The 16782-nt window shown below is 72.3% G+C and carries 1 protein-coding gene; it reads left to right on the forward strand.

The genetic code is table 11. From position 1 onward, the window contains the following. The first annotated feature begins 16 nt into the window (after positions 1-16). On the forward strand, positions 17-16771 hold the full coding sequence (locus J2853_RS04625; protein WP_307555298.1) for an SDR family NAD(P)-dependent oxidoreductase: 16755 nt from the start codon (positions 17-19) through the stop codon (positions 16769-16771). Positions 16772-16782: the final 11 nt, after the last annotated feature.

The raw sequence follows: 16782 nt of genomic DNA on the forward strand, positions 1-16782 counted from the left end.
GAATCTGGAGCTCACCATGACCTCTAACGAGAAGATCGTCCAGGCCCTACGGACCTCCCTCAAGGAGACGGAGCGGCTGCGGCAGGAGAACGAAGCGCTGATCGAGAAGAGCCGTGACCCGATCGCGATCGTGGGTATCGGCTGTCGGTTCCCGGGTGGGGTGTCCTCGCCGGAGGAGCTGTGGCGGTTGGTGGCGGGTGAGGTGGATGCGATCGGGGATTTCCCGTCCGGTCGTGGGTGGGATGTGGAGTCGTTGTTCGATCCGGATCCTGATCATGCGGGGACGTCGTATGTGCGTCATGGCGGGTTCCTGTATGACGCGGATCGGTTCGACGCGGAGTTCTTCGGGATGAGCCCCCGTGAGGCGCTCGCGACGGATCCGCAGCAGCGGTTGTTGCTGGAGACGGCGTGGGAGGCGATCGAGCGGGCCGGGATCGACCCCGCGTCACTGCGTGGCAGCCGTACCGGGGTGTTCGCCGGGGTCATGTACCAGGACTACGCGGGCCGGGTCGCGGAGGCGCCCGAGGAGCTCGAAGGTTACCTGCGTACCGGCAGCACGGGCAGCGTCGCGTCCGGGCGGGTGGCGTACACGCTGGGGCTGGAAGGCCCGGCGGTGACGGTGGACACCGCGTGTTCGTCGTCACTGGTGGCGCTGCACCTGGCCGTCCAGGCGCTGCGGAACGGCGAGTGCTCCCTCGCGCTGGCCGGCGGCGCCACGGTGATGTCGAGCCCCAACACGTTCATCGAGTTCAGCCGCCAGCGTGGCCTGGCCGCCGACGGCCGTTCCAAGGCGTTCTCCGACCAGGCCGACGGGGTGGCCTGGGGTGAGGGCGTGGGTCTGCTGCTGGTGGAGCGGTTGTCGGACGCGGTGGCCAACGGTCACCAGGTCCTGGCGGTGGTGCGGGGTTCGGCGGTGAACCAGGACGGCGCCTCCAACGGGTTGACCGCGCCGAACGGTCCCTCCCAGCAGCGGGTCATCCGGCAGGCACTCGCCGGTGCCGGGCTGTCCGTCCAGGACGTGGACGTCGTCGAAGGGCACGGCACCGGGACCGCCCTGGGCGATCCGATCGAGGCGCAGGCGCTTCTCGCGACGTACGGGCAGGGGCGTGAGACTCCGCTCTGGCTGGGGTCTCTGAAGTCGAACATCGGCCACACCCAGGCCGCCGCCGGGGTGGGCGGCATCATCAAGATGGTCATGGCGATGCGGCACGGCGTGCTGCCCAGGACGCTGCACGTGGACGCGCCGTCCCGGCACGTGGACTGGTCGGCCGGTGCGGTCGAGTTGCTGACCGAGGCTCGTGACTGGCCCGAGACCGACCGGCCCCGCCGTGCGGCGGTGTCCTCCTTCGGGATCAGCGGCACGAACGCGCACGTGATCCTGGAGCAGGGTCCGGCGGTGGGCGCGTCCGTGGTCGTGGAGCAGGGGCCGGCGGTGCCCGTCGAGGGCGATGCCGCGAACGCGTCTGTGGTTGTGGAGCGGTCGGCTGGTTCGGTTGGTGTGGTGCCGTGGGTGGTCTCGGCGAAGTCCGAGGCCGGGTTGCGGGCGCAGGCCGGACGGCTGGCCTCGGTCGAGCAGGACCCGGCCGCGATCGGGCTCTCCCTGGTGGCGACCCGATCAAGCTTTGAGCATCGTGCGGTGGCGGTCGGAGCGGATCTGGCGGAGCTGCGCCGGGGCCTGGCCGGGATTGAGCCCGGTGCGGTGTCCTCGGTCGGGTCGGTGGGGGTGTTGTTCTCCGGTCAGGGCTCGCAGCGGGTCGGGATGGGCCGGGAGCTGGCCGGGCGATTCCCGGTGTTCGCCGCGGTGCTGGAGGAGGTTTGTGCGATCGCCGGGGAGCCGCTGCGGGCGGTGATGTTCGGCGAGGACCTCTCGGTCGATCTCAACGACACGCGGTGGGCGCAACCCGCCCTGTTCGCCTTCGAAGTAGCCCTCTACCGGCTGCTGGAGTCGGTGGGGGTTCGCCCGCGGGTCTTGATCGGTCATTCGATCGGGGAGATCGCCGCCGCGCACGTCGCCGGGGTGCTCTCCCTGCGGGATGCGGTGGCGTTGGTGGGGGCGAGGGGCCGGTTGATGCAGGAGTTGCCGGCCGGTGGGGCGATGGTGGCGATCGCCGCCCCCGAAGCCGAGGTCCTGCCGGTGCTGGCGGGGTTGGAGGACCGGGTTGGGGTGGCCGCGGTCAACGGCCCGGCGGCGGTGGTGGTCTCCGGGGAGCAGCAGGCGGTCGAGCGGGTCGCCGCGCACTTCGCCGCCCTGGGGTATCGGACCCGCCGTCTGCGGGTGAGTCATGCTTTCCATTCGCCGTTGATGGAGCCGATGCTGGAGCGGTTCGCCCAGGTCGTCGAAGGCCTGTCGTTCCAGATCCCGGCTGACGGTGGTCCGGTGGTGGTTTCCACGGTGACCGGGCAGCCGATCAGCGTCGAGGACTGGGCGCAGCCGCAGTACTGGGTTGAGCATGTGCGTCGTCCGGTGCGGTTCGCCGACGCGCTGGGTGCGGCTCGCGCGGACGCGTGGGTGGAGGTGGGCCCGGATGCGGTACTGACCGCACTGGCCGACGCCTGCCTGACCGAGCCCGCCACGCTGGTCGCGCTGTCGCGTAAGGATCATGACGAGGTGGCGGCTCTGGCGACCGGGCTGGGCCGGTTGTATGTCGCGGGTGCCGACGTCAACTGGCGGCCCTTCTTCCCGGCCACCACAGCGGTGGTGGATCTGCCGACGTATGCCTTCCAGCACCAGCGTTACTGGCTGGACGCACCCGCCGGGCGCCGGGACCTCGTCGCCGCCGGGCTCAGCGTCACCGACCACCCGCTGCTCGGGGCCCTGGTCACACGTCCGGAGGAGGGCGGCCTGCTGTTCACCGGCAGGTTGTCCCTCCGTACTCACCCGTGGCTCGCCGATCACACGATCATGGGTACCGTCCTGCTCCCCGGCACCGCGTTCGTCGAACTGGCGCTGCACGCGGGCCTGCACTCCGGTGCCGCCCGGCTCGACGAGTTCACCCTGCGCAGCCCGCTCGCCTTCACCGCGGACGCCGCCGCCCGGCTGCAGATCTGGGTGGGCGGTGCCGACCCGTCAGGCCGCCGCCCGGTGGCGATCTACTCCTGCCCCGACGGTTCCGACACCTGGACCTGCAACGCCACCGGAGCGCTGACCGCCGACGAGACCGTCGCGGGCGGCCTGCCGGGTGAGTGGCCTCCGCCAGGCGCGACGTCTCTGCCGGTGAACGACCTCTATGCCGGGCTCGCCGAGCGCGGCTACCAGTACGGCCCGCTGTTCCAGGGGCTCGGCGCCGCCTGGCGGCTCGGCGACGACCTGTATGCCGAGATCACCATCCCGCCCGGCACCGACACCGATTCGTACGGCGTTCACCCCGCCCTCCTGGACGCGGCCCTGCACTGCCTGGCCTTCGACACCGGCAGCGACGCGGTACGGCTCCCGTTCGCCTGGTCCGGAGTGTCGTTGCACGCCACCGGCGCCTCCGCGATCCGAGTCCGCCTGTCGCCCCTCGGACCCGACGAGGTGTCGCTGACCGCGGCCGACCCGTCGGGCGAGCCGCTGATCACCGTGGACTCGCTCGTCCTGCGGCAGGTCTCCGCCGACCAGCTCGCCCCGGCCGGTACGGCCGACGAGGCGCTGTTCCGGGTCGAGTGGACGGCCGTCCCGACCCCCGCCGCGCTCACCACCGACGCATGGGCTGTGCTCGGCTCGGACCGCCTGCCGGGAGTCACCGCCTACCCGGGCGTGGCGGCGGTGGCCGAAGCGGCGCCGGACACCGTTTTCCTGCCCTGTTTCCCCGAGCAGGAGTCCGCAGATCTGCCGGGACAGGTCCACGACAGCGCCCGGCGACTGCTCCAGGTGATCCAGGAATGGCTGGCCGAGGAGCGGCTCGCCGACACCCGGCTGGTCGTTCTCACCCGGAACGCCGCAGGTCCCGGCGCGGACGTCGACCTGGCCGACGCCGCCGCCTGGGGTCTCGTAAGGGCCGCCAGGGCCGAGCACCCGGGCAGGTTCACCCTGCTCGACCTCGACGACGACCAGGTCTCCGTCCAGGCCCTGCCGGTCGCGCTGGCCACCGGCGAACCCGAGCTGGCGATCCGCGCGGGTGTGATCCACGCACCCCGCCTGGTCCGTGTCGCCCCCGCCGAGAACGACGCCCGTGTCTCGCTCGACCCGCAGGGGACCGTACTGATCACCGGAGCCGGCGGTTCGCTCGGCATCCTCGTGGCCAGGCACCTGGCGACCGAGTACGGTGTGCGGCGCCTGGTCCTGATCAGCCGGCGCGGCCGGCACGCCCCCGGCATCGCCCAGCTCAAGGCCGAACTGCACCTGATGAACGTCCAGGTGAAGGTGGTCGCCTGCGACGTCGCCGACCGGGACGCCATCGCCGCGGCGATCACCGCTGTCCCCGCCGAGCACCCGCTGACCGCCGTCGTGCACGCGGCCGGCGTCCTCGACGACGGCGTGATCTCCTCGATGACGGGTGAGCGGCTGGACGCGGTGCTGCGCCCGAAGGTCGACGCCGCCTGGCACCTGCACGAGCTCACCGCCGGCCTGGACCTGTCCGCGTTCGTGCTGTTCTCCTCGATGGCCGGAACGGTGGGCGGCGCAGGCCAGGCCAACTACGCCGCGGCGAACGCGTTCCTGGACGCCCTGGCCGTGCACCGGCACGCTCTGGGCCTGCCGGCCACGTCGCTGGCCTGGGGACTGTGGGAGCAGGCCGACGGCATGGGCTCCACCCTCAAGGAAGCGGACCGGGTACGGCTGGCCAGATCCGGCGTGACCGCGATGACCGCCGCCGAAGGCATCGCCCTCTTCGACCAGGCGCTGGGACGGCCCGAACCGGCCCTCGTCCCCGCCAGGCTCAATCTGTCCGCCCTGCACGGCAGGACCGACGTGCCCGCCCTCTACCGCAGGCTGGTGCGGACGCCGATGCGGCGCGCCGCGGACGTCTCGGTCGCGGAAGGGTCGCTCGGCCGTCGTCTGGCCGGGATGACCCCGCAGGAGCGGGAGCGGACGCTGCTCGACATCGTCTGCGGTCAGGTCGCCCAGGTGCTCGGCTACTCCGGAACGGAGACCGTCGAGTCGGTCCGCGCGTTCAAGGAGCTCGGATTCGACTCGCTCACCGCCGTCGACCTGCGCAACCGCCTCACCGCCGTGACCGGCCTGCGCCTGCCGACGACCGTCGTCTTCGACTACCCCAGCCCGGCCGCGGTGGCCGCCTACCTCGTCCGTGAGCTGCTGGGCACGTCCGCGGTGAGCACCGCCGCGCCTTCGACGGTCAGCGCGGACGATCCGATCGCGATCGTGGGTATCGGCTGTCGGTTCCCGGGTGGGGTGTCCTCGCCGGAGGAGCTGTGGCGGTTGGTGGCGGGTGAGGTGGATGCGATCGGGGATTTCCCGTCCGGTCGTGGGTGGGATGTGGAGTCGTTGTTCGATCCGGATCCTGATCATGCGGGGACGTCGTATGTGCGTCATGGCGGGTTCTTGTATGACGCGGATCGGTTCGACGCGGAGTTCTTCGGGATGAGTCCCCGTGAGGCGCTCGCGACGGATCCGCAGCAGCGGTTGTTGCTGGAGACGGCGTGGGAGGCGATCGAGCGGGCCGGGATCGACCCCGCGTCACTGCGTGGCACCGCCACAGGCGTCTTCGTCGGCGCCATGACCCTGGACTACGGCCCCCGCCTGCACGAAGGACACGGCAACGACGAGGGCTACCTCCTGACCGGAACCTCCGCGAGCGTCGCGTCGGGCCGGGTCTCCTACGTGTACGGCCTTGAAGGGCCGGCGATGACGGTGGACACCGCGTGTTCGTCGTCGCTGGTGGCGCTGCACCTGGCCGTCCAGGCGCTGCGGAACGGCGAGTGCTCGCTGGCCCTGGCGGGTGGTGTGACGGTGATGTCGAGCCCGAGCACGTTCGTCGGCTTCAGCCGCCAGCGTGGCCTGGCCCCCGACGGTCGTTCCAAGCCGTTCGCCGCCCAGGCCGACGGGGTGGCCTGGGGTGAAGGTGTGGGTCTGCTGCTGGTGGAGCGGTTGTCGGATGCGATGGCCAACGGTCATCAGGTGCTGGCGGTGGTGCGGGGTTCGGCGGTGAACCAGGACGGCGCCTCCAACGGTTTGACCGCGCCGAACGGTCCCTCCCAGCAGCGGGTGATCCGGCAGGCGCTGGCCGGTGCCGGACTCACCACCGCCGACGTCGACGCCGTCGAGGCGCACGGCACCGGCACCGCCCTCGGCGACCCGATCGAGGCGCAGGCACTCCTGGCCACCTACGGGCAGGAACGCCAGGAGCCGCTCTGGCTGGGGTCGCTGAAGTCGAACATCGGTCACGCCCAGGCCGCCGCCGGGGTGGGCGGGATCATCAAGATGGTCATGGCCATGCGCCATGGCGTGCTGCCCAAGTCCCTCCACATCGACGCACCTTCGCCGCACGTGGACTGGTCGGCCGGTGCGGTCGAGTTGCTGACCGAGGCTCGTGACTGGCCGGAGAGCGGTCGTCCTCGTCGTGCGGCGGTGTCCTCGTTCGGGATCAGTGGCACGAACGCGCACGTGATCCTGGAGCAGGGCTCGGCGGTGGGCGCGTCTGTGGCCGTGGAGCAGGGCCCGGCGGTGGGCGCGTCTGTGGCCGTGGAGCAGGGGCCGGCGGTGCCCGTCGAGGGCGATGCCGCGAACGCGTCTGTGGTTGTGGAGCGGTCGGCTGGTTCGGGTGGTGTGGTGCCGTGGGTGGTTTCGGCGAAGTCCGAGGCCGGGTTGCGGGCGCAGGCCGGCCGGTTGGCGTCGGTCGAGGAAGACCCGGCCGCGGTCGGGCTCTCCCTGGTGGCGACCCGATCGAGTTTTGAGCACCGTGCGGTGGCGGTCGGATCGGATCTGGCGGAGCTGCGCCGGGGCTTGGCCGGGATTGAGCCCGGTGCGGTGTCCTCGGTCGGTTCGGTGGGGGTGTTGTTCTCCGGTCAGGGGTCGCAGCGGGTCGGGATGGGCCGGGAGCTGGCCGCCCGATTCCCGGTGTTCGCCGCGGTGCTGGAGGAGGTCTGTGCGATCGCCGGGGAGCCGCTGCGGGCGGTGATGTTCGGCGAGGACCTCTCGGTCGACCTCAACGACACCGGATGGGCACAACCAGCCCTCTTCGCGTTCGAAGTAGCCCTTTACCGGCTGCTGGAGTCGCTGGGGGTTCGCCCGCGGGTCTTGATCGGTCATTCGATCGGGGAGATCGCCGCCGCGCACGTCGCCGGAGTGCTCTCCCTCCCGGACGCGATCACATTGGTGCTGGCACGGGGCCGGTTGATGCAGGAGTTGCCGGCCGGCGGGGCGATGGTGGCGATCGCCGCCCCCGAAGCCGAAGTCCTGCCGGCGCTGGCCGGACTGGAGGACCGGGTCGGGCTGGCCGCGATCAACAGCCCGGCAGCGGTAGTGGTCTCCGGAGAACAGCAGGCGGCTGAGCGGGTCGCCGCACACTTCGCCGCCCTGGGCTATCGGACCCGCCGTCTGCGGGTGAGCCATGCCTTCCACTCACCGTTGATGGAGCCGATGCTGGAGCGGTTCGCCCAGGTCGTCGAAGGCCTGTCCTTCCTGACCCCGGCCGATGGCGGTCCGGTGGTGGTCTCCACGGTGACCGGGCAGCCGATCAGCATCGAGGACTGGGCGCAGCCGCAGTACTGGGTTGAGCATGTGCGTCGTCCGGTGCGGTTCGCCGACGCGCTGGGGGCGGCTCGCGCGGATGCGTGGGTGGAGGTGGGCCCGGATGCGGTGCTGACCGCGCTGGCCGACGCCTGCCTGACCGAGCCCGCCACGCTGGTCGCGCTGTCACGTAAGGACCATGACGAGGTGGCGGCTCTGGCGACCGGGTTGGGCCGGTTGTATGTGGCGGGCGCCGAGGTCGATTGGCGGTCTTTCTTCCCGGCGGCGACGGCGGTGGTGGATCTGCCGACGTATGCCTTCCAGCACCAGCGCTACTGGCTGGACACCTTCACCCCTCGCTCCGGGCTGACCGACCTCGGCCACCCCTTCCTCACCACCGCGACCGAACTGGCCGAAGGCGACACCGTCGTCTTCTCCGGTCGTCTGTCCACCCACACCCACCCGTGGCTGACCGACCACACCGTCGCCGGCACCATCCTCCTGCCCGGCACCGCGATCCTGGAGCTCGTCTGCCAGGCCGGCCGGAGGGTCGGCAGTGGCATGATCGGCGAACTGACCCTCGAAACGCCGCTGGTGATCCCCGCGCGAGGCGACCTCGACCTCCAGCTTGTCATCGGCGAACCCGGCGGGTCCGGCGCACGGCCGGTCAGCCTGCACTCCCGCCCGAACGAGGACGCCGCGACGCACACCTGGACCCGTCACGCGGTGGGCACCCTGGTCGCGGAACGCCCGGAACCCCCGCAGGACCTTTCCGTCTGGCCGCCCGTGGGCGCCGTACGGGTGGACGTCGGAGACCTGTACGACCGTCTCGCCGACCGGGGCTTCGAATACGGGGACGGCTTCCGCACGCTCACCGAGCTCTGGCGCGGTGGCGACGACATCTTCGCCAAGGTCACCCTCCCCGAACCGGCTTCGGCCGGCCAGGCCGGGTTCATCGTCTCCCCGGCTCTCCTGGACGGCGCCCTGCACACTCTCCACGCCGACGCGGACACCGACGTGGCCCGGCTGCCCTTCTCCTGGTCAGGCGTCTCCCTGCACGACACCGCCACCCAGGAGCTCCGGGTCCGCCTGACGAAGACCGGCGACGACGAGGCCGCCCTTCTGGTGACCGACACCGCCGGCAACCCGGTGGCGGAGGTCGATTCCCTCATCCTGCGAACCGCCGACCTCTCGGCCGCCGCCACCAACCTGCTGGCCCTCGACTGGGTTCCTGTCGCGGTGCCTGAGGTGGTGGAGCGGGGGGTGTGGGCGGTTGCGGACGACGCCGTTCTTGCAGGGTCGTTGGCCGTGGGTGATCTGGCGGGGTGGCCGGGGGTGCCGGTGCCGGATGTGGTTTTTGTGTCGGCGCCGGTGGGGGATGCGCTGGGGTCGGTGACGGCTGTGCTGGGTCGGTTGCAGGGGTTGCTGGCCGATGAGCGGTTGTCGGGGTCGCGGTTGGTGGTGTTGACGCGGGGGGTGGTGGCGTCGGATCTGGCGGCGGCTGCGGTGTGGGGTCTGGTGCGGGCTGCGCAGGTGGAGCATCCGGGTCGGATCGTGCTGGTCGATTGGGACGGTGATCGGGCGGGGGTGGCGGCGGCGTTGGCTTCGGGTGAGGGTCAGGTCGCGGTGGTGGGCGGTGGGTTGCGGGTGCCGCGGTTGGGGCAGGTGGCCGCGGGTGGTGAGGCGCCGGTGTTCGATCCGGCGGGCACGGTTTTGGTCACGGGGGCCACGGGTGGTTTGGGTGGGGTGGTGGCCGCTCATTTGGTGGCGTCGTACGGGGTGGGCCGGTTGGTGCTGGTCAGCCGTCGTGGTGAGGAGGCACCGGGGGCGGTGGCGTTGCGGGAGCGGTTGGAGGCGGCGGGCGCTTATGTGGAGTTCGCCGCGTGTGATGTGGCGGACCGGGCTGCGCTGGCCGCGCTGATCGCGGCTGTTCCCGCCGAGCACCCGTTGACGGCGGTGGTGCACGCCGCGGGTGTGCTGGACGACGGGGTCGTCTCCTCTCTGACTCCTGAGCGGCTTGAGAGGGTGTGGCGGGTCAAGGCCGAGGCGGCTTGGCATCTGCACGAGCTCACCGCCGATTTGGATCTGTCGGCGTTCGTTCTCTTCTCCTCGATAGCCGGGACCGTAGGAAGCGCCGGTCAGGCCAACTACGCCGCGGCGAACGCGTTCCTGGACGCCCTGGCCGTACATCGGGGGGGTTCGGCGACTTCGCTGGCCTGGGGGTTGTGGGAGCAGACCGGCGGCATGGCCGCGACGCTGGACGACGCCGACCGCACCAGGCTGGCCCGTGCGGGCATCGTGCCCCTGTCCAACGCCGAGGGCCTCGCCATGTTCGACGCCGCGCTGGCCACCGGGCGGGCGACGCTCGTCCCGGCCCTGCTGGACGCGGCGGCGTTGCGGGCCGCTGGAGAGGTACCGGAGGTGTTCCGGCGGCTGGTGCGCCCACCGGCGCGGCCGACCCGCGTGGACGCCTCGGCGCCGCTCGGACGGCGACTCGCGGCGCTCTCCCCGCAGGAGCGGGAGCGGGTGCTGCTCGACCTGGTCCGCGAGCAGGCGGCGCTGGTCCTCGGGCACACGGGAGCGGAGGCGGTCGACGGGGACAGGGCGTTCAAGGACCTCGGGTTCGACTCGCTCACGGCGGTCGAGCTGCGCAACCGCCTCAACACCGTGACGGGGACGCGCCTGCCCGCGACGCTGGTGTTCGACTTCCCGAACCCCGCGGCGGTCGCACGGCACATCCAGCACGAGCTGCTGGGGACGGCCGATATGGCCGAGACCCAGATGTCCGTCGCCACGGACGAGCCCATCGCGATCGTCGGCATCGGCTGCCGGTTCCCCGGCGGTGTCTCCTCGCCCGAGGACCTGTGGCGGCTCGTCGCGGACGCCACGGACGCGATCGGCGCCATGCCGGCCGACCGGGGCTGGGACGTCGACGGCCTGTACGACCCCGACCCGGACAGGCCCGGCACCTCGTACGTGCGGGAGGGCGGGTTCCTGTACGACGCGGCCCGCTTCGACGCGGAGTTCTTCGGGATGAGCCCCCGTGAGGCGCTCGCGACGGATCCGCAGCAGCGGTTGTTGCTGGAGACGGCGTGGGAGACCTTCGAGCAGGCGGGCATCGACCCCGAATCGCTGCGCGGCAGCCGTACCGGCGTCTTCGCCGGGGTCATGTACCACGACTACGGCGCGCAGCCGCAGGAAGGACTGGAAGGCCACCTGCTCACCGGCACCACGGGCAGCGTCGCGTCGGGCCGGATCTCCTACGTGTACGGCCTCGAAGGCCCGGCGATGACGGTGGACACCGCGTGTTCGTCGTCGCTGGTGGCGCTGCATCTGGCCGTCCAGGCGCTGCGGAACGGCGAGTGCTCCCTCGCGCTGGCCGGCGGCGTCACCGTGATGGCCAGCCCCAACACGTTCGTCGGCTTCAGCCGCCAGCGCGGCCTGGCCCCCGACGGCCGTTCCAAGCCGTTCGCCGCCCAGGCCGACGGGGTGGCCTGGGGTGAAGGTGTGGGTCTGCTGCTGGTGGAGCGACTGTCGGACGCGGTGGCCAACGGTCACCAGGTTCTCGCAGTGGTGCGGGGCTCGGCGGTGAACCAGGACGGCGCCTCCAACGGGTTGACCGCGCCGAACGGTCCCTCCCAGCAACGGGTCATCCGGCAGGCGCTCGCCGGCGCCGGACTCACCACCGCCGACGTCGACGCCGTCGAGGCCCACGGCACCGGAACCGCCCTCGGCGACCCGATCGAGGCACAGGCACTCCTGGCCACCTACGGACAGGAACGCCAGGAGCCGCTCTGGCTCGGCTCGGTCAAGTCGAACATCGGCCACACCCAGGCCGCCGCCGGCGTCGCCGGCATCATCAAGATGGTCATGGCCATGCGCCACGGCGTCCTGCCCAAGTCCCTCCACATCGACGCGCCCTCCCCGCACGTCGACTGGACGGCGGGCGCCGTCGAACTCCTCACCGAGGCCCGCGACTGGCCCGAGACCGGCCGCCCCCGCCGTTCGGCGGTGTCCTCCTTCGGGATCGGCGGCACGAACGCGCACGTGATCCTGGAGCAGGGCCCGTCGGTGGACGCGTCTGCGGCCGTGGAGCAGGGGCCGGCTCCGGTGGAGCGCCCGGCCGGTTCGGACGGTGTGGTGCCGTGGGTGATCACGGCCAAGTCCGAGGCCGCGCTGCGGGCGCAGGCGGAGCGGCTGACCGCCATGGTCGACGGCGACCTGACGGCGGTCGCGTCCTCACTCGCCGCCGGGCGCGCGCGCTTCGACCACCGGGCCGTCGTGATCGGTTCCCGGCCGGACGAGCTGCTGGCCGGGCTCAACGCCCTGGCCGCCGAGGAGTCCGTACCCGGCCTCATCCGCGGCACCGCCGGAGTCACCGGCAAGCGGGTGTTTGTTTTTCCTGGTCAGGGGTCGCAGTGGGTGGGGATGGCGGGGGAGTTGTGGGAGTCGTGTGCGGTGTTCGCGGAGCAGATGGAGGCGTGTGAGGTGGCGTTGGCTCCGTATACGGGGTGGTCGTTGCGTGAGGTGGTGGGGGATCGGGAGGCGTTGGAGCGGGTGGAGGTGGTGCAGCCGGTGTTGTTCGCGGTGATGGTGTCGCTGGCGCGGGTGTGGCAGTGGCTGGGGGTGGAGCCGGATGCGGTGGTGGGGCATTCGCAGGGGGAGATCGCGGCGGCGTATGTGGCGGGGGCGTTGTCGTTGGAGGATGCGGCGCGGGTGGTGGCGGTGCGGAGTCGGGTGTTGCGGGCGGTGGCGGGTCGGGGGGCGATGGCGTCGGTGTCGTTGCCGGCGGAGGAGGTGCGGGCTCGGTGGGGGGGCCGGGTGAGTGTGGCGGTGGTCAATGGTCCGGTGGCCACGGTGGTGGCCGGTGAGGTGGGTGCGGTTGTGGGGGTGGTGTCGGAGTGTGAGGTGTTGGGGGTGCGGGCGCGGCGGATCGAGGTGGATTACGCGTCGCATTCGGTGCATGTGGAGGCGGTGGAGGAGGAGTTGGGGGCGTTGCTGGGGGAGGTGGTGGCGGTGTCGGGTCGGGTGCCGTTTTATTCGACGGTGACGGGGTCGGTGCTGGATACGGCGGGGTTGGACGGGGGGTATTGGTATCGGAATCTGCGGCGGCCGGTGGAGTTCGAGCGGGCGGTTCGGGGGTTGGTGGCTGATGGTCATCGGGTGTTTGTGGAGGTGAGTCCGCATCCGGTGTTGACGGTGGGGGTGCAGCAGATTTTGGAGGCGGTGGAGGTCGAGGGGGTGGTCTCGGGGACGTTGCGTCGGGGTGAGGGTGGTTTGCGGCGGGTGGTGGGTTCGGTGGCGGGTGTGTATTCGCAGGGGGTGGGGGTGGATTGGGGTCCGTTGGTCGGGGGGGCGGGCCGGGTGGATCTGCCGACGTATGCCTTCCAGCGGGAGCGGTATTGGCTGGAGCCGGCCGCGGGGGGCGGGGACGCGGCGGGGTTGGGGTTGCAGGTGGCCGAACACCCCCTCCTCGGCGCCGCGGTGTCGCTGGCCGACGGGCAGGGCCTCGTGTTCACCGGCCGCCTCTCCACCCGTACCCACCCCTGGCTGGCCGATCACGCGGTCGCGGGGACGGTGCTGCTGCCGGGGACGGCCTTCGTCGACCTGGCGATCCACGCCGGTGATCACGTGGGGTGCGGCAGGATCGAGGAGCTCACGTTGCAGGCGCCCCTGGTGCTGCCCGGCAACGCGGCCGTCCAGCTCCAGGTCACCCTCGCCGCCGAGGACGAGACGGGCCATCGCGAGCTGGCGGTCTACTCCCGCCCCGTGAGCGACGCCTCGACCGGCGTCGAGCAGCCCTGGACCTGCCACGCCAAGGGCGTCATGGCCGCCACCGACCAGGCCGAACCCGAGCACGTACGGGCCTGGCCGCCGGAGCGGGCGGTTCCCGTCCCCGTCGAGGACGCCTACGACCGGCTCGCCGGCGACGGCCTCGACTACGGCCCCGAGTTCCAGGGGCTGCGGTCCGCCTGGCGGCGCGACGGCGAGCTCTTCGCGGAGGTCGCGCTGACCGGGGACCCCGCCGGGTTCGGCATCCACCCGGCCCTGCTCGACGCCGTACTGCACCTGCTCGCCCTGAGCGGCGACGGCGACGGCGCCGAGGTCCGGCTCCCGTTCGCCTGGTCCGGAGTGTCCCTGCACGCCACCGGCGCCACCGCGGCCCGCGCCCGGATCACCGTCACCGGACCCGGTGAGGTGTCGCTGACCCTCGCCGACCAGACCGGCGCGCCCGTCGTCACGGTCGACTCGCTCGTCGTCCGCCCCGTCGACACGGCCGGTCTCGCCGCGTCCACCACCACCGACGACCTGTTCCACATCGACTGGGCCGCGCTGCCCGTACCGGCCGGACCGGTCGCGTCCACCCCCGACTGGGCCCTGGTCGGCGCCGACCCCCTCGGCTTCGCCGACCTGCTGCGGATCGACGTGCACGCCGACCTCGCCGCGCTCAAGGCGACCGGGGCGCCCGTCCCCGCCGTCGTGTTCGCCGGGATCCCCGTCACCGGGCCGGACACCCCGTCCGCCGCGCACGCCCTCACCGGGCGGGCACTCGGCCTCCTCCAGGATTGGCTGGCCGACGACGACTTCGCCGGGTCCCGGCTGGTCGTCCTCACCCAGAACGCCGTCACCGCCCGGGCCGGAGAACCCGGGGCGGGCCTCGCCCAGGCCGTTCTGTGGGGACTGCTCCGGTCGGCGCAGACCGAGAACCCCGACCGGTTCGTCCTGCTCGACCTGGACCGCCAGGACGTCTCCCTCGGCGCGGTCGAAGCCGCCCTGGCCACCGGCGAACCGCAGCTCGCCGTACGCGAAGGCGACCTGTACGCGCCCCGGCTGGCCAGGCTGTCGGCGGGCGCGGCCCTGGCCGAACCGCCCGGTGTGGGGAACGCCTGGCAGCTCGACGTCACCGCGAAGGGCAGCCTGGAGAACCTCGCCCTGGTCCCCTCCCCGGAGGCCGCCGAACCCCTCGCGCCCGGGCAGGTACGGCTCGCCGTACGGGCCGCCGGGCTCAACTTCCGCGACATCCTCATCACCCTCGGCATGGTGCGCGACGACGGCCGTCCCGCGGCGTCCGAAGGCGCGGGCGTCGTCCTCGAGGTCGGCGACGGCGTGACCGGCATGGCTCCGGGAGACCGGGTCATGGGCCTGATCGGGAAGATCGGCCCGGTGTCGGTCGCCGACCACCGCCTGCTCACCCGGATGCCCACCGGGTGGAGCTTCGCCGAGGCCGCGGCGGCCCCGGTCGTGTACCTGACCGCCTACTACGGGCTGCGCGACCTGGCCGGCGTCCGGCGCGGCGAATCGCTCCTCCTGCACGCCGCCGCCGGCGGCGTCGGCCTGGCCGCGCTGCAGCTCGCCCGCCACTGGGGCGTGGAGGTGTACGGCACCGCCAGCGCCGGCAAGTGGGACGCGCTGCGGACCGTCGGATACGCCGACGACCACATCGCGTCGTCGCGGTCGCTGGACTTCGAACGCCGCTTCCTGGAGGCCACCGAGGGCCGGGGGGTGGACGTGGTGCTGAACTCCCTCGCCGGGGAGTTCGTCGAGGCCTCCCTGCGGCTGCTGCCGGCCGGGGGCCGGTTCATCGAGATGGGCAAGACCGACATCCGCGACGCGGCCGAGATCGCCGCCCAGTGGCCGGGCGTCGCCTACCGGGCGTTCGACGTGATGGATCCCGGTCCGGAGCACGTCCAGCGGATGCTGGCCGAGCTGGGTGAGTTGTTCGAGGCGGGGGTGCTGAAGCCTCTGCCGGTCACGGCGTGGGACATCCGTCGGGCGCCGGAGGCGTTCCGGTTCCTCAGTCAGGCCCGCAATGTGGGCAAGGTCGTGCTGACCGTGCCGGCGGCTCTGGATCCCGAGGGCACGGTGCTGATCACCGGCGGTACGGGTGTGCTCGGCGCCGTGGTGGCCCGGCACCTGGTGACCGAGCACGGCGTACGCCACCTGGTGCTCACCAGCCGCACCGGCGGCGCGACGGCGGGTGCCGCCGCGCTCGCCGCCGAACTGACCGGCCTCGGCGCGCGGGTCCGGATCGAAGCCTGCGACGCCGCCGACCAGGCCGGACTCCGGCCGCTCCTGGACGGGATCCGGGCCGAGCGGCCCCTCACCGGGGTCGTCCACGCCGCCGGGCTCCTCGACGACGCCACCATCGAGAACCTCACCCCCGAACAGGTCGAACGGGTGCTGCGGCCCAAGGTCGACGCCGCCTGGAACCTGCACGAACTCACCCGAGGCGACGACCTGGCCGTCTTCGCCCTGTTCTCCTCCGCCGCCGGCATCCTCGGCAACGCCGGCCAGGGCAACTACGCCGCGGCCAACGCCTTCCTCGACGCCCTCGCCGCCCACCGAGGCACCGGCGGGCTGCCCGCCACGTCCCTCGCCTGGGGACTGTGGGCCCAGGCGAGCGCCATGACCGGGCACATGACCGAGACCGACCTGCAGCGGATCAGCCGCGGCGGCTTCCTGCCGATCACCGCCGAGCAGGGCGTGGCGCTGTTCGACGCGAGCGTCGCCGCCACCGCCGCGACCGTCCTGCCCGCCCGCCTCGACATCGCCGCCCTGCGCGACCGGTCGCCCGCCATGCTCGCCGGGTTCGGCCGGCCCGCCGCCCGCCGAGCCTCCCAGGCCGGTACGGCGTCCGCCGCGTCGCTGGAGCAGCGGCTCACCGCGCTGCCCGCCGTCGAACGGGAACGGCTGCTGCTCGACATCGTCCGCGACAACGTCGCCACGGTCCTCGGCTACGCCACCACCACCGCCGTCAACCCCGGCAAGACGTTCAAGGAACTCGGCTTCGACTCGCTCACCGCCCTGGAACTGCGCAACCGGCTCAACGCCGCCACCGGGCTGCGGCTCGCCGCCACCCTCGTCTTCGATCACCCCACCCTGGACGCCGTCGCCGACCACCTGCGCGCCAGGATCCTGCCCGACGCGGAGACCGCCGCCGCCGCCATGCTCACCGAACTCGACAAGGTCGAGGCGGCCCTGCTCGGCATCACCGCGGAGGACGACGAGCACGGCCGGATCGCGGCCCGCATCCAGGCACTGCTGTGGAAGTGGAACGGCACCCGCGCCGCCGCCGACCAGCCCGCCGAGCAGGACGACCTCGACTTCGCCACGGACGACGACCTGTTCGACGTCCTCGACAACGAACTTGGAATCGGCAAGTAACCGCCGAGTCA

This window comes from Streptosporangium lutulentum (genome assembly GCF_030811455.1).
In the GTDB taxonomy this organism is placed as follows: Bacteria; Actinomycetota; Actinomycetes; order Streptosporangiales; family Streptosporangiaceae; genus Streptosporangium; species Streptosporangium lutulentum.